The sequence below is a fragment of the Aeromonas sp. S16(2024) genome, from assembly GCF_041403065.1.
In the GTDB taxonomy this organism is placed as follows: domain Bacteria; phylum Pseudomonadota; class Gammaproteobacteria; order Enterobacterales; family Aeromonadaceae; genus Aeromonas.
This window is the reverse complement of record NZ_JBGLQX010000001.1, coordinates 1-20,733: the sequence shown is the minus strand read 5'-3', so window position 1 is coordinate 20,733 and position 20,733 is coordinate 1. Positions and strand designations below refer to the sequence as shown.

Sequence of the window (20,733 nt, the reverse complement as noted above, 5' to 3'; positions counted from 1 at the left end):
GTCATATCACTGAGCCAGGCGCCCCAGGGTCACCCGCTCGTTATCCCCATAATCCCGCACGGTTTCCACCTGGCAGTAGCCCTGTTGCAGCAGAAGCTGACGCACCAATGCCCCCTGCTCCCAACCGTGCTCCAACAGGAGCCAGCCCCCCGGGCACAGATGGGCGGGGGCACCGGCGACTATCAGGCGAATGTCCGCCAGCCCCTGCTCGTCCGCCACCAGGGCGGAGCGCGGCTCGAAGCGCACGTCCCCCTCCTCCAGATGGGGATCCGCCCCGTCGATATAGGGCGGATTGGAGACGATCATGTCAAAGCGCGGCGCATCCGCCAGGGGCGCAAACCAGCTGCCGTCCCGCACTGCTATGGGCAATCCCAGGGCGGCGCTGTTGGCGCGGGCCAGGGCGGCGGCGTCCGGCATCCTGTCCACCGCCCATACATCGGCATCGGGCCGCTCGGACTTGAGCGCGAGCGCGATGGCGCCGGTGCCGGTGCCCAGATCCAGCAGGGCACAGGGGCCGGCCGGCAGGCGCGCCAGCGCCTGCTCCACCAGCACCTCGGTGTCGGGGCGCGGGATCAGGGTGGCCGGGCTCACCTTCAGCGGCAGGGACCAGAACTCCCGCTCGCCGATGAGGTGGGCTATGGGTTCACCGGCCAGACGGCGGTCAAGCCACCCTTGCAGGGTGGCCTGCTGGGCGCCATCGAGCTCGCGCTCCGGCCAGGTCATCAGATAGCTGCGCCGGCAACCCAGCAGATGGCAGAGCAGCGCATCGGCGTCGGCACGGGGGGATTCCCCGGAGGCCAACGTCGCCATGATATGGGCACGAGCCTGCTGGATCTGCATTAATTGCTCTCGGCCAGGGAGGCGAGCTGATCCGCCTGGTATTCCTGCACCAGAGGCGTGATGACGCAATCCAGATCCCCTTCGAGGATCTCCCCCAGCCGATAGAGGGTGAGGTTGATGCGGTGCTCGGAGAGGCGCCCCTGGGGGTAGTTGTAGGTACGGATACGCTCGGAGCGATCACCTGAGCCCACCAGGTTGCGGCGGGTGCTCTGCTCGGCGGCGCGGTGACGCTCGTCCTCGGCCGCCTGCAGGCGGGCGGAGAGCACCGACATCGCCTTGGCGCGGTTCTTGTGCTGGGAGCGCTCATCCTGGCACTCCACCACCAGCCCGGTGGGCAGGTGGGTGATGCGGATGGCGGAGTCGGTCTTGTTGACGTGCTGACCACCGGCCCCGGAGGCGCGGAAGGTGTCGATCTTCAGCTCTGAGGGGTTGATCTCGATCTGTTCGGCTTCAGGCACTTCCGGCAGCACGGCCACGGTACAGGCGGAGGTGTGCACCCGCCCCTGGGATTCGGTCTCGGGTACCCGCTGCACCCGGTGACCGCCGGACTCGAACTTGAGGCGACCGTAGACGTGCTCGCCGTCCACCTTGGCGATCACCTCCTTGTAGCCGCCGTGCTCGCCGTCGTTGCAGCTGACGATGGAGACGCGCCAGCCCTGGCGTTCGGCGTAACGGGAGTACATGCGGAACAGATCCCCCGCGAAGATGGCCGCCTCGTCGCCACCGGCGCCGGCACGGATCTCGAGATAACAGTTGTTGTCATCCTTGGGGTCGCGCGGCAGCAGCATCACCTGCAGCGCCTGCTCCTGCTCCTCGAAGGTCGCCTTGGCGAGCGGCAGCTCCTCCTGCGCCATCTCGCGCAGGTCGGCGTCGTCCTCTTCCAGCATCATCTTGGTGGTCTCGAGGTTCTCCTCGGCCTGACGGAAGCGCTGGAAGGCGTGCACTATGTCTTCGAGCTGGGCATATTCCCGGGTCAGGGCACGGTATCTGTCCTGATCCGAGGCGACCCCGGGCTCGCCGAGCAGGGCCTGTACTTCTTCGTGGCGCTCGATGAGGCCTTCCAGCTTTCTGATCAATGACGGGTTCATAAATCTTGTGTTCTCGATGGAGGAGGGGCAGCCGGCTGGCCACCCCCAAACTATGACTCTTGTGACAACCCCAGCACCTGGCGCAGCTGGGACAGCTTGTGGCTGTCCCCCTGGGCGGCGGCCTGGCGCAGGGCCTGGGTCGGTGCGTGGATCAACTTGTTGGTGAGGCGGTGGGCCAGGGCCTTGAGCGCCTGCTCGGCATTCTCGCCCTGTTGCAGGGCCAGCAGGGCACGCTGCAACTCTTCATCCGCCACCTGCTGGGCTTGGTGGCGATAATCGCGAATGAGATCCACCGAATGCTGGCTGCGGTACCAGCCCATGAAGTCATCACGCTCTTCCTGCACGATGAGCTCGGCCTCGGCGGCCGCCCGCTTGCGAGTCTCGAGGTTCTGCTCGATGATGCCCTGCAGATCGTCCACCGTGTAGAGATAGGCGTCGGAGAGCTCGTCCACCTCGGCTTCGATGTCGCGGGGCACGGCGATGTCCACCAGGAACATGGGCCTGAAGCGGCGGGCCTTGAGGGCGCGCTCCACCATGCCCTTGCCGATGATGGGCAGGGGGCTGGCGGTGGAGCTGATGACGATGTCGGCCTCGTGCAGGTAGTCCGGGATCTCTTCGAGGGTCATCACCTGGGCGCCGAACTCCTCGGCCAGCAGCTGGGCCCGCTGCAGGGTGCGGTTCGCCACCATCATCTGGGTGACGCTCTGCTCGCGCAGATGCCGAGCGACGAGCTCTATGGTCTCGCCCGCCCCCACCAGCAGCACCTTGGTCTGGGAGAGATCGGAGAAGATGCGGCGGGCCAGGCTCACGGCGGCGAAGGCCACCGACACGGCACTGGCGCCAATCTCGGTGTCGGTACGCACCCGTTTCGCCACCGAGAAGGATTTCTGGAACAGGCGCTCGAGGGATCCCTTCACCGCTTCCGCCTGCTGGGCGTGGGCGTAGGACTGCTTGATCTGCCCCAGGATCTGCGGCTCTCCCAGCACCAGGGAGTCGAGCCCGCAGGCCACCCGCATCAGGTGGCGCACCGCCTCCTCGTCCTGGTGCCGGTAGATGGCGGAGAGCACCTCGCTCGCCTCCAGCGCGTGGAACCGCTGCAGCCAGCTCAGCACCTGCTCCCCCTGCCCTTGCTCCAGGCTGCAGTACAGCTCGGTGCGATTGCAGGTGGAGACGATCACCGCCTCGCTGACGCCAGGCTGCTCCACCAGCTCACGCAAGGCGCGATCGATGCAGTCCGGGCCAAATGCGACCCGTTCCCGCAAGGCGACACTGGCGGTGTTGTGGTTGATTCCGAGGGCAAGCAGACTCATGGGTGGGTGATGATCGTTTCGTGCACAGGGTATGAAGGCCGACAATTGTACGAGAAAGGGTAAGTCTTTAAAAGCAATACGGCCGCCCCTTATACTGTGGCAAATCTCTTATCCGGAGCACGACCTTGTTGTTGCGTATCTTCTCCCTCGCCTGCCTGCTGGTACTGGCCGGCTGTACCACCACTCAACCCCAGCGGGATCAGGTCAACTGGCAGCAGGAACGGGCCCGTCTCGAGCAGCTGACCCACTGGGAGCTGTCGGGCAAGATGGCCATCATCACGGCCCGCCAGAAGGGCAGCGCCCGCCTCAACTGGCAGCAGAACGGCGATGACTATCGCCTCAACCTCACCAGCCTGATCGGCACCCATATCCTGGAACTCTCCCGCAGCAAGGGGGAGATCACCCTGACCGACAACGAGGGCAAGGTGCATCAGAGCCAGGATGCCGAGGCCCTCGTCTATCAGCTCACCGGCTGGAATATTCCGGTCGCCGGGTTGCCGGAGTGGATCAAGGGACTGCCGGGTGAGGCCGAATTCGAGCTCAACCCCGACGCCAGCCTGGCCTCGGTGCGCGACGGCCAGTGGCAGATCGTCTATGGGGACTACCGGGATCAGGACAGCTACCGGCTGCCGCACCTGCTGACCATGACGGGCCAGGGCAGCCGCCTCAAGTTACAGATCAACCAATGGACCCTGGCTCCATGATGCAGGATACCATCCAGCAGGCGCCGATCCGCTGGCCGGCGCCGGCCAAGCTCAACCTCTTCCTGCACGTCAACGGCCGTCGCCCCGACGGCTATCACGAGTTGCAGACCCTGTTCATCTTCCTCAATCACGGCGACTGGCTGGAGTTTGACCCCCTGCCGGGAACCAGCCTGCTCACCCTGAGCCCGGCCATCCCCGGGGTGCCGGATGAACAGAACCTCATCATCCGTGCCGCCCGCCTGTTGCAGGGGAGGCTGCCAAGCCCGATGGGGGCCCATATCCGGTTGGAGAAGGTATTGCCCATGGGGGGCGGCATCGGCGGCGGCTCGTCTGATGCCGCCACCACCCTGGTGGCGCTGAATCATCTCTGGCAGGCGGGCTTGAGTGAAGACGAGCTGGCGGAACTCGGGGTGCAACTGGGGGCCGACGTGCCCGTGTTCGTGCGCGGCCGTGCCGCCTTTGCGGAAGGGGTTGGGGAGAAGCTGCAACCACTCGAGCTGCCGAGCGCCTGGTATCTGGTGCTCAAACCCGATTGCCATGTTGCAACGGCGGCGGTGTTTCAGGATCCCGAGCTGCCCCGCGACACCCCCAGGATGACATTGCACAACCTGCTGGAAGGGGTGTGGAAAAACGATTGCGAATTGCTGGTGAAAAAGCGCCACCCCGAGGTTGCCAATGCGCTCGGCTGGTTGCTAGAATACGCGCCGTCAAGAATGACGGGCACTGGCGCCTGCGTCTTTGCTCAATTTGAAGACGAAGTGGCTGCTCGGAAGGTGTTGGCAAGGGTGCCGGAAGGCTGGGATGGGTTTGTCGCCAAGGGCGAGAACATATCACCACTCTTCGTCACTTTGCAACAAGTCAGTGATTGGGGTATCGCCAAGCGGTAAGGCAGCGGGTTTTGATCTCGCCATTCCTAGGTTCGAATCCTAGTACCCCAGCCAACTGGGCATTGTTGCGGGTCACATCGAGAGATTTAGATCTCGTCGATGTGCCTGGGTTCGAATCTAGGTACCCCAGCAAACTGTGTATTGTTGAGGGCCACATCGAGAGGGTTTGATCTCGTCGATGTGCCTGGGGGCGGATCCTGATACCCTGGCCAATCTGACATAGTGGTGCCCAAGGTGGTGGCTCTGCCGTCCACCCGGGAAATCCGGCGCCACCATGAACTTCCAGAGACCTTGTCCGTTCTCTTGATAAATCGTTTGCCCCCAAACGATACGGGTCTGAATCAGACTCCCCACATACTGGATGCAACCCCGAGGTTTCAAACCGTGCCTGACATGAAGCTGTTTGCTGGTAACGCAACGCCGGAACTAGCCCAGAAGATCGCAGATCGCCTGTTTATCAAACTCGGCAATGCTGCCGTAGGTCGCTTTAGCGACGGCGAGATCAGCGTACAGATCAATGAGAATGTACGCGGTGGCGATATCTTCATCATTCAATCCACCTGTGCCCCGACCAACGACAATTTGATGGAATTGATCGTCATGGTGGATGCACTGCGTCGTGCTTCAGCTGGCCGTATCACTGCCGTTATTCCCTACTTTGGTTATGCCCGTCAGGACCGCCGCGTCCGCTCCGCCCGTGTGCCCATCACCGCCAAGGTTGTCGCTGACTTCCTCTCCAGCGTGGGTGTGGATCGCGTGCTGACCGTTGACCTGCATGCCGAGCAAATCCAGGGCTTCTTCGATGTCCCCGTAGACAACGTGTTCGGCAGCCCTGTGCTGCTGGAAGACATGAAGTCCAAGAACCTCGAATCCCCCGTGGTCGTTTCGCCGGACATCGGCGGCGTGGTCCGTGCCCGTGCCATCGCCAAGCTGCTGGACGACACCGACATCGCCATCATCGACAAGCGTCGTCCCCGCCCGAACGTCTCCCAGGTCATGCACCTGATCGGTGACGTGGCTGGCCGTGACTGCGTCATCGTCGACGACATGATCGACACCGGCGGCACCCTGTGCAAGGCCGCAGAAGCGCTGAAAGAGCGTGGTGCCAAGCGCGTGTTCGCCTATGCGACCCACCCTGTCTTCTCCGGCACCGCCGTTGAAAACATCAAGAATTCGGTCATCGACGAACTGATCATCACCGACTCCATCCCGCTCACCGCGGAGATGAAAGCGGTCGGCAAGGTCAAGCAGCTGACTCTGTCGACTGTACTGGCCGAAGCCATTCGTCGTATCAGCAACGAAGAGTCCATCTCTGCCATGTTTGAGCATTGATAGACCCCGTTGTGACAAAAACCGCCAACTGGCGGTTTTTGTTTTTTCAAGCCTGGTCAAAGCAATGCCCTGCCCCCGCAGGTTAAGGATGTCCCCATGAAGTGCTTGCGTCTCCTCACTCTCCTCCCGCTGTGCGCCCTGCTCTCCGCCTGCCTGACCGGCCAGCAGGATCCGCCCTTCACCCTGACCCTGGCACACATGAACGACACCCACTCCCAGTTCGACCCGGTCAATGCCGAGCTGAAGGGGCCCCTCTTCGGCAAGCAGGGGGAAACCGACACCCTCTACACCCGCCTCGGCGGTTATCCACGCCTGCTCACCATGACGAAAGCCTTCCAGGCCGAGGCGCTCGCCAAGAACCAGCCGCTGTTGCTGCTGCACGGCGGTGATGCCTGGCAGGGCAGCGGCTACTTCAAGCTCAACGAGGGGATGGCCAATGCCGAGTTGCTGAGCCAGTTCGGCCTGGATGCCATGGCCCTTGGCAACCACGAGTTCGATCTCGACAACCAGAAGCTGGCCCGCTTCATCCAGGGGGTGAACTTCCCGGTGCTGGCCGCCAATCTGGACAGCCGCGACGATCCGGATCTGAGCCAGGCCAGCAACCTTAAGCCCTTCGTGGTCTATGCCTTCGAGGGCAACCAGAAGAGCCCGGTCACCGACATCAACAACCTGCCGCAAGGCAAACAACTGGTCGCCGTCGTCGGGCTGGTGCTGGAGGACATGGCCAACATCTCCCCCAACGTCGGCAAGCTGCGCTTTGCCAAGGAGGTGGCCTCGGCCCAGGCCACGGTCGACCTGCTGCAGGCCAGGGGGATCAACCGGATCGTCGCCCTCACCCACATCGGCAACGCCCGGGATCTGGCGCTGGCGGCCAAGGTGAACGGCCTCGATGCCATCGTCGGCGGCCACTCCCACAGCCTGCTCGGTGACTTTAGCAACATCGGCTGGGGCAAGACGGGGGAATACGCGGCGCTGGTGACCAACCCGGACGGCGTCGGCCTGACCTGCGTGGTGCAGGCGGGATCCTACGCCCAGGCCATCGGTCTTGCCCGGGTCAGCTTCGATGCCCAGGGCCGGGTCATCGCCTGCCAGGGTCAGAACCAGCTGCTGGCCAGCCGCGATTTCTTCGCCGATCCGGCCCGCCAGCAGACGCTGGACAAGACCCGCAGCCAGCAGGTCGGCAAGTTCATCGACGCCCAGCCCAACCTGGTGACGGTGGATGAAGATCCGCGCCTGCGCGGCCTCATCGACAGCCACTACAAACCGGCGCTGGAGCAGGCCTACGGCCCCGTCATCGGCACCCTTCCCGCGCCGTTGCAAAATGCCCGCCGCCCAGGCGACAACGGCAGCGACAACCACGGCTCCGACGTCGCGCCCCTGGTGGCGGAAGGCCAATATTTTTGGGCCAATAGCCCGCAGGTGCAGACCCTGACCGGCGGTCCGGTCGACTTCGCCCTGCTGGCGGTGGGGGGCGTGCGCGCCGACTTGCCCGCCGGTGAACTGCGTGAAGGGGAGGCGGCCCTCAGCCTGCTGCCGTTCAAGAACCCGCTCACCGTGCTGACCCTCTCCGGCGCCGAGGTGCGGGCCCTGCTGACCGAGACCATCACCGCCACCCTGCCCGCCAGCGCCCATGCGGGCAAGTTCCCCTATGGCGGCCACCTGCGTTACACCTTCAAGGAGACCGAAGCAGGCAAGGCGGGCCATCTGACCCGGCTGCAATGGCAGACGGCCGAGGGTCAGTGGCAGGATCTGGTGGATACAAAGCGCTACCGGGTGGTGACCAACGCCTACAGTGCCAACGGCAACGACGGATGGCAGGCCCTGGCACGGGCGCAGCGCCAGAGTGCCGAGCGCGTGGATCTCGCCTGGCGGGATGGCAAGCTGACCGCCTTCCCGGTGCTGGCAGTGGCACAGCGTGGCGAACAGCTCAGCGCCGTCTATGGGCCGGGCAAGGCCCTCGACTGCAAGGCGGCCAAGGTGGATTGCGGCACAGACGCAGCCTCGTTCGTGGACTATGTGCGTCATGCCCGCCCCCTGCTGACCGCCCTGACCGAGGAGACGGTGACCCTGCTGCGTGCCGGTCAAGCCGACGCCCCTTGAGCCGCTGCGCAAAAATGGGCCGGGGCGAGGCCCGTTTTGGCGATCGTTGGCACCCGGTTCCCGGGTTATTCCTCCGGCTCGCCGAGCTTTGGTTGAGTGATCGCCACTCGGCGGCTAGAATATTGCGTCCCATTGCCCCGGGCCATCCGCTCATGGCAAGCAGCGAGTGAAGACATCAAGCGTGACGCATCAAATCAAACTGATTGTCGGGCTGGGTAATCCCGGCCCCGAATATGCCAAGACCCGCCACAACGCGGGGGCCTGGTATGTGGAGCAGCTAGCCCGCTGGCACAATGTCAGCCTGCGCGAAGAGCCCAAGTTCTTCGGCCACACCGCCCGCTTCCTGGTGGAGGGGCAGGATGTGCGGCTGCTCATCCCGAACACCTACATGAACCTCTCCGGCAAGGCGGTGGCGGCGCTGGCCCGCTTCTACCAGATAGCCCCCGAAGAGATACTGGTGGCCCACGACGAACTGGACCTGCCCCCCGGCATCGCCAAGTTCAAGCAGGGCGGCGGTCACGGCGGCCACAACGGCCTGAAAGACATCATCGCCAGGATGGGCAACAACAATAACTTCTTCCGGCTGCGCCTCGGGATAGGTCATCCCGGTGCCAAGGAGCTGGTCGCCGGTTTCGTGCTGACCAAGGCCCCCAGCAGTGAGCAGAGCCTGATCGAGGCCGCACTGGATGAATCCCTGCGCGCCACCGACATCCTGTTCAAGCAGGACATGACCAAGGCAATGAATCGGCTGCACAGCTTCAAGGCCGAGAAAGTCTGAATACAGATGCCTGACCTGGGTCAGGCTCGCACAATATGACAGGGCTGCCTAAGAAGCTGGTCACTCTCTGCAACGAGAGGTTGTCAGCAAGGTGAAGCGCAGCACAGGAACCGGAGCGTATAGGTATACGTGAGGATTCCGAGCAGCACATGAGCCTTGATCACAGCCTCGCAGTAAGAGCGTGAGCAGGTTCGGCGGCCCTCACACAGCATCCATCACGTAAGGTAACAATCCATGGGTTTTAAATGCGGTATCGTGGGCCTGCCCAATGTAGGCAAATCCACCCTGTTCAATGCGCTGACCAAGGCCGGCATCGAAGCCGCCAACTTCCCGTTCTGCACCATTGAGCCAAACACGGGTGTGGTCCCCATGCCGGATCCCCGCCTCGATCAGCTGGCGGCCATCATCAACCCCCAGCGCGTGGTGCCGACCACCATGGAGTTCGTGGACATCGCCGGCCTGGTGGCGGGCGCCTCCAAGGGCGAGGGTCTGGGCAACCAGTTCCTGGCCAACATCCGCGAAACCGAAGCCATAGGTCACGTGGTGCGCTGCTTCGAGGACGAGAACATCATCCACGTGGCGGGCAAGGTCTCCCCGGCCGATGACATCGAGGTGATCAATACCGAATTGGCCCTGTCGGATCTGGACGCCTGCGAGCGCGCCATCCACCGTCAGTCCAAGCGCGCCAAGGGCGGCGACAAGGATGCCAAGCTGGAAGTGGAGACCCTGGAAAAGATTCGGGTTGCCCTGGAAAACGGCCAGATGATCCGCGGCATGAAGCTGGACAAGGAAGAGCTGGCGGCCGTTGCCCACCTCAACTTCCTGACCTTGAAGCCCACCATGTACATCGCCAACGTGGCGGAAGATGGCTTCGACAACAACCCCTTCCTCGACAAGGTGCGTGAAATCGCCGCCGCCGAGAACGCCGTTGTGGTCGTGGTCTGCTGCGCCATCGAGGCGGACATCGCCGAGCTGGACGACGAAGATCGCGCCGAGTTCATGGCCGATCTGGGGATCGAAGAGCCGGGCCTGAACCGGGTGATCCGCTCAGGTTACGAGCTGCTGAACCTGCAGACCTACTTCACCGCCGGGGTGAAGGAAGTGCGCGCCTGGACCATTCCGGTCGGCGCCACCGCCCCGCAGGCGGCGGGCAAGATCCACACCGACTTTGAAAAAGGCTTTATTCGCGCCCAGACCATCGCCTTCGACGACTTTATCACCTACAAGGGTGAGCAAGGCGCCAAGGAAGCGGGCAAGATGCGCGCCGAAGGGAAAGACTACATCGTCAAGGATGGCGATATCATGAACTTCCTGTTCAACGTCTAACCCCATGAGAGGCCAGCATTTGCTGGCCTCTTTGTTATGGGCGCAGGTTGCGGTTCTGCTGCCAAATGTCGCAAAAAAAACCAGATTGTTGGGCTTTTGCGCGACAGCGTCCAATAACTCGCCAAACGCACCCAAATTCGGTTTTTCTGGCAAAAAAAGGGTTGACGCCCCAGAGCCAGATACGCATAATTCCGGCCGCACAGTGACGAGGCAACGACTCACTGGAAGCACGGTTGGCTATGTAGCTCAGTTGGTTAGAGCATCGCACTCATAATGCGAGGGTCACAGGTTCGAATCCCGTCATAGCCACCATTAATCATTCAGTTGGGGTATCGCCAAGCGGTAAGGCAGCGGGTTTTGATCTCGCCATCCCTAGGTTCGAATCCTAGTACCCCAGCCATTAATTTTGGTTATCGATGTTCACCTATCGGTAACAAGCTGAGGAAAGCATTGAGAGATTTTGATCTCGTCAATGTGTCTAGGTTCAAATCCTGGTTCCACAGCCATTTTTAAAGTTCTTTGCCCGCCATTCGTGACGGTTGAGGAGCACTGTTGGGGTATCGCCAAGCGGTAAGGCAGCGGGTTTTGATCTCGCCATCCCTAGGTTCGAATCCTAGTACCCCAGCCATTTTTACTTGTTTTCGACGAGAGTCGGCCACAAGACGGCTATGTAGCTCAGTTGGTTAGAGCATCGCACTCATAATGCGAGGGTCACAGGTTCGAATCCCGTCATAGCCACCATTTACAAGTTGTTCAGTTGGGGTATCGCCAAGCGGTAAGGCAGCGGGTTTTGATCTCGCCATCCCTAGGTTCGAATCCTAGTACCCCAGCCATTTTTAAAAGTTCTTTGGCCAGTCTCATAACTGTCGAGGAGCACTGTTGGGGTATCGCCAAGCGGTAAGGCAGCGGGTTTTGATCTCGCCATCCCTAGGTTCGAATCCTAGTACCCCAGCCATTTTTACTTGTTTTCGACGACAGTCGGTCACAAGACGGCTATGTAGCTCAGTTGGTTAGAGCATCGCACTCATAATGCGGGGGTCACAGGTTCGAATCCCGTCATAGCCACCATTAATATTGCGGAAGTGGCGAAATTGGTAGACGCACCAGATTTAGGTTCTGGCGCCCTAGGCGTGAGAGTTCGAGTCTCTCCTTCCGCACCATTAATAGCAGTGCCAAACAGACCAGCTCATGCTGGTTTTTTTGTGCCCGGATTTCAGCCCTTGTTTCCTCTCCTTCCCTGCCGTTCTCCCTGTTCACTACCTTGTCAGCCCAGGATTTCACCCCACTGCGTCGGGATTGATGACCAATAAAAAGCGGCCCGCAGGCCGCTTGTCTCTCTCCCCTGATCAAAGCTGCTCAGAACGGGAAGAACCAGGGAATGGCGATGACGCTCACCACCATCACCAGCACCGTAAACGGCACCCCGATGCGGATGAAATCCATGAACTTGTAGTTGCCAGGCCCCAGCACCAGGGTATTGACCGGTGAGGAGACCGGCGTCATGAAGGCCGCCGAGGCGGCGATGGCGATGGTCATGGCGAAGGGATAGGGAGAGACCCCCATCTGCTGGGCCGTGCCGAGCGCAATGGGGGCCATCAGCACAGCGGTGGCGGTGTTGGAGATGAAGAGCCCGATGACCGCGCAGAGCACGAACAGGCTGGCCAGCATGACCCGGGGCCCCATCTCCCCCACCGCCGAGATCAGCGCGCCGACGATGAGATCCACCCCGCCGGTCTTCTGCAACGCCAGGGCGAAGGGCAACATGCCGACGATCAGGATCAGGGTCGGCCAGTGGATGGACTTGTAGGCACTCTCCATGTCGATGCAGCGGAACTTGCCCATCAGCAGGCAGGCGATGAGCGCCGCTATGACGTTGGGTACGGGATCCGTCACCATCAGCACTATCATGACCGCGAGGGCGATCAGGGCGTGGATGGCCTGGCTGCGGGCCGGCGCCATTTCGTCCACCTCGGCGGGCAGGCCGAGCAGCAGGAAGTCCCTGTGGTGGGTCTGCAACTGGCGAATGAGGCTCCAGTTGCCCACCACCAGCAGGCTGTCCCCCATCAGCAGCGGCTCATCCACCAGCTTGCCGGTGAGCGCCTCGCCGTTGCGGCGGATCCCCACCACGCTCAGGCCGTAGCGGGAACGAAAGGTCACCTCGCGGATGCTCTTGCCGAGCAGCCGGGATCCCGGAATGAGGGAGACCTCGGCCATGCCCACCTCCCGCGCCTGATCCGAGAAGTACTCCCCGCGCAATATCATGGGTTCGAGCCGCGCCTCGCTGCAAAACTCCCGCACATCCACCTCGGGGTCGGACATGTCGATGAGCAGCACGTCCTTGGCCTGGAACTCGGTGACGCCGGAGACGGTCACCATCACCCGCCGAAACTTGCGCCAGCGCTCCAGCCCGATGACGTTGGCCCCGAAGCGGGCACGCAGTTGCAGCTCGTCCAGGGTCTGGCCTATCAGGGGAGAATCGGGGCGGATCGCCAGGCGGCGCGCCCGGCCGGCCAGGCGATAGTCGCGGATAAGGTCGCGCATTGTGCTGCGTCCCGCCTGCTTGCCCTTGCCCTCTTCCCCCTCGTGTACCAGACGGTGACGCATCAGCAGCATGTAGATCACCCCCAGCCCGAGGATCAGCCCCCCCATGGGGGTGAAACCGAAGAAGCCGAAGCCCTGGATGCCGTGGCGCATCAGCTCGCTGTTCACCACCATGTTGGGCGGGGTGGCCACCAGCGTCATCATGCCGCTGATGAGACCGGCAAAGCCCAGCGGCATCATCAGCCGTCCCGCCGGGATCCCCATCCGGTTCGCCACGCTCAGCACCACGGGGATGAAGATGGCCACCACCCCTGTGCTGCTCATCACGGCCCCCAGGGTCGCCACCGCCACCATCAGCAGCACCAGCAGCCGGGTCTCGCTGCTGCCCGCCACCTTCACCAGGGCATCCCCCACCTGGTAGGCGATGCCGGTGCGCACCAGCCCCTCCCCCACCACGAACAGGGCGGCGATCAGGATGACGTTGGGATCGCTGAACCCCGCCAGCGCCTGTGGCAGGGTCAGGGTGCCGCTCAACACGAACAGAATGATGATCAACAAGGCCACCACATCCATGCGCACCTTGTTGGTAATAAACAGGAAGATGGCGCCCACCAGCATGCTGAGCACCCAGATCAACTCGGAATTCACACTCGCTCCTTTCGTTCATGTCCGCCGGGCGGAGAACCGCGCCAGACGCCATCAGACCACAGCCAGTCCCCCTCCATTTTGTTACATATCAAGAAAGAGGAGCCCACATCATCGCACATTCGGGTTCACTTGCGGCCACTTTGCAGGGCAGAGCAAGGGCGCCAGCGTCCGCCCCTCGCACGCCCGGGCGAAAAGTGCTGCGATCCCTCCCCGGCACTCCTAGAATGGGCCAGCCGCTGGCTGATCCGGCCCCTGCCCACCCCTTGTCCTTCGGAGAGAAGATGTCAGTTCACACCCCAACCTACCCGGAATTCACCTTCTTCGGTCGCTTCGTCGCCGACATCCAGTCCGGCCGCAAGACCATCACCATCCGCGACGAGAGCGAGGCCAGCTGGCAGCCCGGCCAGCGGCTCGCGCTCTTCACCAATCCGGAGCACCAGCCCTTTGGTGCCATGGAGGTGCTCTCGGTCACGCCCCTGGCCTTCGATGAGCTGACCGACGAGCACGCCCGCCAGGAGAACATGACCCTGGCCGAGCTCAAAACCGTCATCCGGGACATCTACCCCGCACTGCCACCGCTCTATGTGATTGAATTCAAACTGATTGAAGCCTGATTTTGTGAGCTGCCTCAGCTAACGCCGGTTGCACTCCCGGGCCAAAAGCGCACAATACCTGTTTTTATATACAGTTGATGGGTGCGTTATGGATACACAACTTGAACCGGCCATTGCGGCCATGGTGGCGGATTTCATTGCAGCAGGCCGCCCCAAGGCGAGCGGCCTGAGCTGGCAAGAGCGGCGTGAGGGCTATCTTGCCTCAGCCGTCTTGGGGGGCGAGCGGGAAGCGGTGGGCGCCATCGAAGAGTGGCAGGCCGATCACTACGCCATCCGGCTCTACCAGCCCAAGTGCCCCCCTTGCCCCGCCTATCCGGTGCTGATCTATTTCCACGGCGGCTGTTTCGTCAGCGGGGATTTCGAGACCCACGATCGCCAGATGCGGATGCTGTGCAACAGCGCCCATGCCATGGTGTTTGCCGTGCACACCCGCCTCGCCCCCGAGCATACCTATCCTGCCGCCCATGACGACGCGCTGGCAGCGACCCTCGCCATCCTGGCCGCGCTGCCGCAGTGGCACGGCGATCCCGGGCGGGTTGCACTCGCAGGCGACAGTGCCGGTGGCCACCTCGCCCTGGTCACCACCTTGCGGCTCAAGGAAGCTGGATCGGCACTGCCCGCCGCCCAGATCCTCATCTATCCCATGCTCGATGCTGCGGGCGACAGTGACAGCTATCAACAGCTCGGTGAGGACTACCTTATCACCCGCGACATGCTGCTCAGCGGGTTTCAGGCCTATCTGGGCAGGCTGCCCGCCAGCCATCCCGAGGCAAGCCCGCTGCACCATCCTGATCTTGCGGGGCTGCCGCCCACCCATATCCTCACGGCCGAGTACGATCCCCTGCGTGACGAGGGAGAGGCCCTCTATGGCAAACTGCTGCAAGCCGGCGTTGCCGCCACCTGTCAGCGGCAGATCGGGGTGATCCACGGTTTCTTCCAGCTGGCGGGCATCAGCCCTGCGGCCCGTCATGCCATCGCGCAGGTCGCCATGCTGCTCAAGGGGCTCTGAGTTGGATCCGGCCCCATGCCGTGCTAAAAGTGTCTCTTTTGAATCAGCGAGGTGATCCCAGTGTTTGAGATAGCGAGCCTGAAAGAGGGCATGATGCACGGGGTCGAGCTGTTCCAGCTGCTGCTGGAGATCATCTCCATCGCCTGCGTGGTGACAGGGCTTGGCAAGACCCTCTGGCTGGCGGCGCGGGTGCGGGATCACGAGCCCGGCTTTCCGCGCATTCGCCTCTGCTTCGGCAGCTGGCTCATCCTGGCCCTGGAGTTCCAGCTCGCCGCCGACATCCTGGCCACCACGGTGGCGCCGAGCAAGGAGGAGCTCATCCGCCTCGCCATCATCGCGGTGATCCGCACCTTCCTGAACTACTTCCTCGGCAAGGAGCTGGACGCCCAGGCCGAGCGTCAGCGGGCACCCGGCGCCGGACAGACCGAAGCGACCCGATAAGGGCCCATGGCGGCGACTATATGAGTTCGCCGCCATCCCGACCGCCCCTGGTTCGGGATGGTGGCTTTGTGACCCTGCCCGCAATTTTGGCTATCAGCCAACAATGGAACCCTTTTCAAGGCCCTCCTCACCCTGTCGACCCCGGCGTCCTCTGCGTAACATGGCAGGACCACTTCGCCACCGGCCACGCTGATGCATCCTCATCCCGCCATCACTCTCGAGCAGTGTGTTATCTACCAGATCTACCCCATGAGCTTTCAGGACAGCGACGGCGATGGCATGGGGGACATCAACGGCATCCGCCAGCGCCTGGACTACCTGGCGACGCTCGGGGTGGACCTGCTCTGGCTCACCCCCGTCTATCGCTCCCCCAGGCGGGACAACGGCTACGACGTGGCGGATTACCGCGCCATCGACCCCGCCTTCGGCACCCTGGCGGAGATGGACTCGCTCATTGCCGAGGCGGCCGCCCGCGGCATGGGCATCATGATGGACATAGTCGCCAACCACACCTCCACCGAACATCAGTGGTTCAGGCAGGCGCTGGCGGGGGATCCCCGCTATCAGGCCTACTACGTCTTTCGGGACCAGGCCTTCGTCGATGCCCACCCGGTGGACTCCATCTTCGGCGGCAGCGCCTGGGAATTCGTGCCGGCGCTCGGCAGCTACTACCTGCACAACTTCGATGCGAGCCAGGCCGATCTGGACTGGGACAACCCGGCGGTGCGGGCCGAGATGGCGGAGGTGATCAACTTCTGGCTGGCCAGGGGCATCAAGGGGTTTCGCTTCGATGTGATCGACATGGTGAGCAAGGCGTGGTCGCCCCTTGCCATGAGCAACGGCCCCCGCCTGCACGACTATATCCGCGAACTCAATGCCGCCAGCTTCGGCGGCAAGGGGATCATCACTGTCGGTGAGACCTGGGGGGCAGATCTGGCCCAGATGCGGCGCTATTCGAACCCGGATGACAGCGAGTTCAGCATGGTGTTCAACTTCGAGCACCTGGGGTTGGGGCGAGACAAATGGACCTCCCGCTTTGACCCCCTCACCTTCAAAGGCGCCATGGCCCGCCACCAGAGCGGGCTGCACGGCCAAGGCTGGAACAGCCTGTTTCTGGGTAACCACGACCTGCCCCGCGCCGTCTCCCGCTTCGGCAACGACAGCCTCGAGTGGCGCGAGCTGAGCGCCAAGCAGTGGGCCCTGGTGCTGCACCTGATGCAGGGCACCCCCTTCATCTATCAGGGGGAGGAGCTTGGCATGACCAACCGCCGCTGGCAGCCTGGGGAGCTGCGCGATCTGGAGGCCATCAACTACGGCGCCAGCCAGCCGGGGCTGGACCCCGCCGAGCTCGCCCGCCGCCTCGATGCCATCGGTCGCGACAACGCCCGCACGCCTATGCAGTGGGACTCGGGCCACCGGGCCGGTTTCAGCACGGCAGAGCCCTGGATCGCGCTCAACGACAACTATATGGAGATCAACGCCGCCGAGCAGCTGGCCCGCCCCGACTCCCTGTTTCACTGCTATCGCCAGCTCATCGCCCTGCGCAAGGCCCACCCCGTCATTCGCCATGGCGACTTCGAACTGCTGGATGAAATGGATCCCCTGCGCATCGGCTATCGCCGCCGCTGGCGGGATCCGGCCACCGGCCAGACGCAAGTGCTGCTGCTGCTCGCCAATCTCACCGCAGACCCCTTGCCCATGCCCCATCTTGACAAGCTAGCCAGCGGCGCCAGCTTGTTGATGGGCAACTACCCCGGCCAGCCAGAGTGCTGCTTTGCCCCCTACCAGACGGCGGTCTGGCTTCTCGCGAAGCCCGCCATGGCGCTCCCGACAGGCACGTATGGAACCGGCAGTCAGGGGCGAGCGGGTTGACTGTCACCCGGGATCTGCGTATTTTGCGTCCAGATTTTATGTTGGACTGCTCTGCAATGTTGTACATCCTGTTCAAATGCTCTGTCAGGAGGCTGTGCTCCGTGCACTAACACGATGAAGTGTTGCCCGGAGCCACATCTCTTCTGAATCTTCATCAGATAGCGCTTGCGCCCTCCATAGAGGGAGGCGACCCCGCATCTGATGAAAACAGGAGAACGGCCGGCGAGATGCTTCATCGCCGGCCTTTTTGTTTCTGATCTTCAGGACAAAGTTTCAATATTGCGTGAAACGGGGGCCGGTACGCCAAGTACCGCCCCCGTTTTTTTATGGATATAGCACCATGAGTCTGCTCAGCATTCACCATCTGACCTGTCACCTCGGTGACAAGACACTGTATCAGGACGCCAGCTTCACCCTGCTGCCCCGCGAACATATCTGCATCACGGGCAGGAACGGCGTCGGCAAAAGCACCCTGCTCAAGCTGCTCCAGGGGGAGCGCCAGCCTGACGCCGGGGATATTCTCTGGCAGCCCGGTATTAACCGGGGTTATCTCGACCAGCATGCCGAGCTGGACGGGCAACTGACGATACGGGCATATCTGCAAACGGCCTTTGCCCCCCTCTATCGGGCCGAGGCGGAGATGATGGCCATCTATGCCAGCCCGGCGCGTTGTGCCCAGCCCCATCAGCTGCTCCTGGCCGCCAGCCTCCAGACCACCCTGGAGAGCCAGTCGTTTTACCAGATAGAGAGCCGGATCGACGAGGTGGCCGCCGGCCTTGGCCTCACCCAGCTCGGCATGCAGACCCGGCTGGCCAGTCTGAGCGGCGGTCAGCGCCACAAGGTGATGCTGGCCGGCTTGTTGCTGCGCTCGCCGGATCTGTTGCTGCTCGATGAGCCGACCAACTACCTGGACAGCGCCCACGTGGCCTGGCTGGCAAGCTACCTGGAGGGCTTCGCGGGCGCCTTCCTGGTGGTCTCCCACGACAGGGATTTCGTGAACCGCATCGCCACCGGCATCTGCGATATCGATCGCCTGCAGCTTCGCAAGTACCAGGGCAACCTCGACAAGGCCATGGCCCAGAAGGCCGCGAATGATGCCGCTCACGCCCGGCAATACCAGGCGCAGCAGAGGCAGATCGACAAGCTGGAGCGGTTCATCGCCAAGAACGGCGCCGGGGTCAACGCCAGCATCGCCAACGGCCGCAAGAAGCAGCTGGCGCGCATCGAGCGCCTGACCAGCCCGGAGCGGGACAAGGGGGTCTCCCTCGCGTTTCGCAGCGCCGGGGGCGGCGGCCAGCAGGTGCTCGCCGCCTCTGAACTGGTCATCGGTCATGATAGCGCGCTGCTGGCGCCCCTGACCCTGACCCTCTGCCGGGGGGAGAAGGTGGTGATCGCCGGTTTCAACGGCGTCGGCAAGTCCACCCTGCTCAAGACGCTGGCGGGCGAGCTGGCCCCACTGGGTGGTGGGCTCAGTCTCGCCCCCGGGGTCAAGGCGGGCTACTTCGAACAGGCGCTGCACTGGCCCCATCCGGATGCCACCCCACTCGCCCTGGTGAAGGCCGCCTGCCCCGCCCTCGATGACAGGGGCGCCAGGCTGCATCTGGCCCGGGTCGGCATCAGAGGCAAGCTGGCACTGCAACCGATCGCCGCCCTGAGTGGCGGGGAGCAGACCAGGGTGAAACTGTGCCGACTGGCCCTGCAACCCAGCAACCTGCTGATCCTGGACGAACCGACCACCCACCTGGATGCCGCCCTCAAGGCGGCCCTGCAACAGGCGCTGCAGGACTATGCCGGGACTGTGGTGATGGTCTGCCACGAGCAGGCCTTCGTGGCAGACTGGCCGGATCGGGTGCTGGACATTCACTCCCTCGCGGCCACAGGCTCGCTATCACATCCTTAAGGTGAACATCATGTTATTGAAAGTTTTGCTCTTTTTTATTGCGTTTCTGGTGGGTGCCGATGAGCTGATGCTGGGCCCCCTGCTGACCCCCATAGGCCGGGAGCTGGGGGTGCAGCCCGAGCGGGTCACGCTGTTCATCACCGCCTACAGCCTGGCGCTGGCGCTGATCGCCCCCCTGCTCGGCAGCCTCTCGGATCGCCTCGGCAGGGTGAGGATCATGCTGCCCGCCGCCCTGCTGTTCGGGGCCGCCTCCATTGCCACCGGCCTGGTCGATAGCTTCGAGTGGGGGCTGGCAAGCCGGGTGCTCACCGGTCTCGCCAGTGCCGGCATGCTGCCCATCGCCTTTGCCCTGGCGGCAGACGGCACAGGCACAGATGCCATGAAGCGCATCGCCTGGGTGCAGTCCGGCCTGACGCTGGGCATGATAGCGAGCCCGGCGCTGGGGGCGCTGCTCGCGCAGTGGCACTCCTGGCGCGCCGCCTTTATCCTGCTCGGTCTCTGTGCCTGGGGGGTGGCGGCGGCCCTGGCCCTGCTGCCCGCCGGCAGGTCTTCGGCAGACAGATCGGCGGCGCAGCAGGAGGATAAAGGCGTCCGCCTGCTGGCCATCCCGGGTGCGGCCGGCGCCCTGCTCGCCATGTGCCTGGGCCTGGGCGGCGGCATTGGTCTCTTCAATCTGGTCGGCCAGCACCTGCGCGACACCCAGGGCCTGTCGATGGGGTCTGTGGGGCTTCTCTATGGGGCTCTCGGCATCATCAGCGTCATCGGCAACCTGCTGATGCCCCGCTTGTCTGGCCGGGTCGAGAGCGGGCGCGTCCTGATGCGCCTGGCCCTGGTGGTCTGCGTGCCGGTCAGCGTCGGCTTCTATCTCTCTCCCGCCTCACTGCCCACCCTGCTGCTGCCGCTCGGGCTGTGGGCGCTGGCGGGCGGCATAGGATCCCCCGCCCTGCAGGGCCACATTGCCGGGCTCTCGTCGGCCCACAGGGGCGTGCTGATGTCGCTGGCGATGACCATGATGCACCTTGGGGTGGCGCTCTGGTCCGCCGTCGCCGGGTTTGCCTACAGCGCGGGGCCTGTGGCCCTGGCACTGCTGGCCATGGCGCTCTTTGGCGGGGCCATCGCCGCCCTGCGCCCCGTCCGACCCGGGGCCTGATGGACAGATCCGCACTATCACACGCAACAAGGGCTCCCTCGGGCTGTCTCTTATACAAAAATCCCCAAGCATCGCTTGGGGATTTTTTTGAACTTATCTCCCATTGCGTGATCTGAACCTTTCATCACTCTCCCTCTGGTTCTAACATGCCCTTCACTCAACCGGCGCAATGGGCGCAGGCACAGTTTGGTCA

General features: G+C 63.3%; 16 protein-coding genes and 9 tRNA genes. 21 read left to right on the top strand and 4 right to left on the bottom strand.

What is annotated here, in order from left to right:
• Positions 1 to 6 precede the first annotated feature (6 nt).
• The 3 genes from prmC to hemA are packed head-to-tail and all read right to left on the bottom strand — an operon-like array spanning position 7 to position 3,238.
• A complete protein-coding gene (gene prmC, locus ACB030_RS00125; protein ID WP_371157064.1) occupies positions 7 to 840 on the bottom strand; it encodes a peptide chain release factor N(5)-glutamine methyltransferase in 834 nt (277 codons plus the stop codon).
• The gene (gene prfA / locus ACB030_RS00120) at positions 840 to 1,928 is read right to left on the bottom strand and encodes a peptide chain release factor 1 (protein WP_041205238.1); all 1,089 of its coding nucleotides are present in this window, start codon (positions 1,926 to 1,928) and stop codon (positions 840 to 842) included. Before prfA ends, prmC begins: the two co-directional genes overlap by 1 nt.
• Positions 1,929 to 1,978: 50 nt before the next feature.
• Positions 1,979 to 3,238 carry a glutamyl-tRNA reductase gene (hemA, locus tag ACB030_RS00115; protein ID WP_139435633.1) on the bottom strand — a complete coding sequence of 420 codons (1,260 nt, stop codon included), beginning with the start codon at positions 3,236 to 3,238 and terminating at the stop codon, positions 1,979 to 1,981.
• Between the two features lie 125 nt (positions 3,239 to 3,363).
• On the opposite strand from hemA, the gene lolB reads away from it, so the two are divergent.
• The 15 genes from lolB to ACB030_RS00040 all read left to right on the top strand — a co-directional run bounded on the left by lolB (position 3,364) and on the right by ACB030_RS00040 (position 11,525).
• The gene (gene lolB / locus ACB030_RS00110; RefSeq protein ID WP_247625784.1) at positions 3,364 to 3,942 is read left to right on the top strand and encodes a lipoprotein insertase outer membrane protein LolB; all 579 of its coding nucleotides are present in this window, start codon (positions 3,364 to 3,366) and stop codon (positions 3,940 to 3,942) included.
• Positions 3,939 to 4,829, top strand: coding sequence for a 4-(cytidine 5'-diphospho)-2-C-methyl-D-erythritol kinase (ispE, locus tag ACB030_RS00105; protein ID WP_371157060.1), 891 nt, complete (start codon positions 3,939 to 3,941; stop codon positions 4,827 to 4,829). The genes lolB and ispE overlap by 4 nt, the downstream gene beginning before the upstream one ends.
• Positions 4,809 to 4,883, top strand: a tRNA-Gln gene (locus ACB030_RS00100). The genes ispE and ACB030_RS00100 overlap by 21 nt, the downstream gene beginning before the upstream one ends.
• A gap of 330 nt (positions 4,884 to 5,213) precedes the next feature.
• Positions 5,214 to 6,161, top strand: coding sequence for a ribose-phosphate pyrophosphokinase (locus ACB030_RS00095; protein ID WP_205642224.1), 948 nt, complete (start codon positions 5,214 to 5,216; stop codon positions 6,159 to 6,161).
• Between the two features lie 96 nt (positions 6,162 to 6,257).
• Positions 6,258 to 8,261 (top strand): bifunctional UDP-sugar hydrolase/5'-nucleotidase, encoded by a 2,004-nt coding sequence (locus tag ACB030_RS00090; RefSeq protein WP_371157058.1) that lies wholly within the window; start codon positions 6,258 to 6,260, stop codon positions 8,259 to 8,261.
• Between the two features lie 181 nt (positions 8,262 to 8,442).
• Entirely contained in the window at positions 8,443 to 9,039 is a 597-nt protein-coding gene (gene pth, locus ACB030_RS00085) for an aminoacyl-tRNA hydrolase (protein ID WP_205642226.1), read from the top strand.
• A 234-nt stretch (positions 9,040 to 9,273) separates the two neighbouring features.
• Complete coding sequence (gene ychF, locus ACB030_RS00080) at positions 9,274 to 10,365, top strand: redox-regulated ATPase YchF (RefSeq protein ID WP_106887528.1); 1,092 nt, start codon at positions 9,274 to 9,276, stop codon at positions 10,363 to 10,365.
• Positions 10,366 to 10,600: 235 nt separating this feature from the next.
• Positions 10,601 to 10,677: transfer RNA gene (locus tag ACB030_RS00075), tRNA-Met, on the top strand.
• A 13-nt stretch (positions 10,678 to 10,690) separates the two neighbouring features.
• Positions 10,691 to 10,765: transfer RNA gene (locus ACB030_RS00070), tRNA-Gln, on the top strand.
• A 153-nt stretch (positions 10,766 to 10,918) separates the two neighbouring features.
• Positions 10,919 to 10,993, top strand: a tRNA-Gln gene (locus ACB030_RS00065).
• Between the two features lie 36 nt (positions 10,994 to 11,029).
• Positions 11,030 to 11,106 (top strand) — tRNA-Met (locus tag ACB030_RS00060).
• Positions 11,107 to 11,123: 17 nt separating this feature from the next.
• A tRNA-Gln gene (locus ACB030_RS00055) sits at positions 11,124 to 11,198 on the top strand.
• 47 nt (positions 11,199 to 11,245) lie between these two features.
• Positions 11,246 to 11,320 (top strand) — tRNA-Gln (locus ACB030_RS00050).
• A gap of 36 nt (positions 11,321 to 11,356) precedes the next feature.
• A tRNA-Met gene (locus ACB030_RS00045) sits at positions 11,357 to 11,433 on the top strand.
• A gap of 8 nt (positions 11,434 to 11,441) precedes the next feature.
• Positions 11,442 to 11,525: transfer RNA gene (locus tag ACB030_RS00040), tRNA-Leu, on the top strand.
• Between the two features lie 196 nt (positions 11,526 to 11,721).
• On the opposite strand, the gene ACB030_RS00035 is transcribed toward ACB030_RS00040, so the two are convergent.
• Positions 11,722 to 13,554, bottom strand: a complete 1,833-nt coding sequence (locus tag ACB030_RS00035; RefSeq protein ID WP_371157054.1) for an SLC13 family permease — start codon at positions 13,552 to 13,554, stop codon at positions 11,722 to 11,724.
• 281 nt (positions 13,555 to 13,835) lie between these two features.
• Here ACB030_RS00035 and yqfB point away from each other — a divergent pair, with 281 nt between their 5' ends.
• The 6 genes from yqfB to ACB030_RS00005 all read left to right on the top strand — a co-directional run bounded on the left by yqfB (position 13,836) and on the right by ACB030_RS00005 (position 20,540).
• Positions 13,836 to 14,168, top strand: a complete 333-nt coding sequence (gene yqfB / locus ACB030_RS00030) for a N(4)-acetylcytidine aminohydrolase (RefSeq protein WP_371157052.1) — start codon at positions 13,836 to 13,838, stop codon at positions 14,166 to 14,168.
• A gap of 88 nt (positions 14,169 to 14,256) precedes the next feature.
• The gene (locus ACB030_RS00025; RefSeq protein ID WP_371157050.1) at positions 14,257 to 15,177 is read left to right on the top strand and encodes an alpha/beta hydrolase; all 921 of its coding nucleotides are present in this window, start codon (positions 14,257 to 14,259) and stop codon (positions 15,175 to 15,177) included.
• Positions 15,178 to 15,237: 60 nt separating this feature from the next.
• Positions 15,238 to 15,618 carry a DUF1622 domain-containing protein gene (locus tag ACB030_RS00020; RefSeq protein WP_371157048.1) on the top strand — a complete coding sequence of 127 codons (381 nt, stop codon included), beginning with the start codon at positions 15,238 to 15,240 and terminating at the stop codon, positions 15,616 to 15,618.
• A gap of 192 nt (positions 15,619 to 15,810) precedes the next feature.
• Positions 15,811 to 17,490, top strand: a complete 1,680-nt coding sequence (locus tag ACB030_RS00015; protein ID WP_371157046.1) for an alpha-glucosidase — start codon at positions 15,811 to 15,813, stop codon at positions 17,488 to 17,490.
• Positions 17,491 to 17,830: 340 nt separating this feature from the next.
• On the top strand, positions 17,831 to 19,390 hold the full coding sequence (locus ACB030_RS00010; protein ID WP_371157044.1) for an ABC-F family ATP-binding cassette domain-containing protein: 1,560 nt from the start codon (positions 17,831 to 17,833) through the stop codon (positions 19,388 to 19,390).
• Positions 19,391 to 19,400: 10 nt separating this feature from the next.
• Positions 19,401 to 20,540, top strand: coding sequence for an MFS transporter (locus tag ACB030_RS00005; protein WP_371157042.1), 1,140 nt, complete (start codon positions 19,401 to 19,403; stop codon positions 20,538 to 20,540).
• Positions 20,541 to 20,733 lie beyond the last annotated feature (193 nt).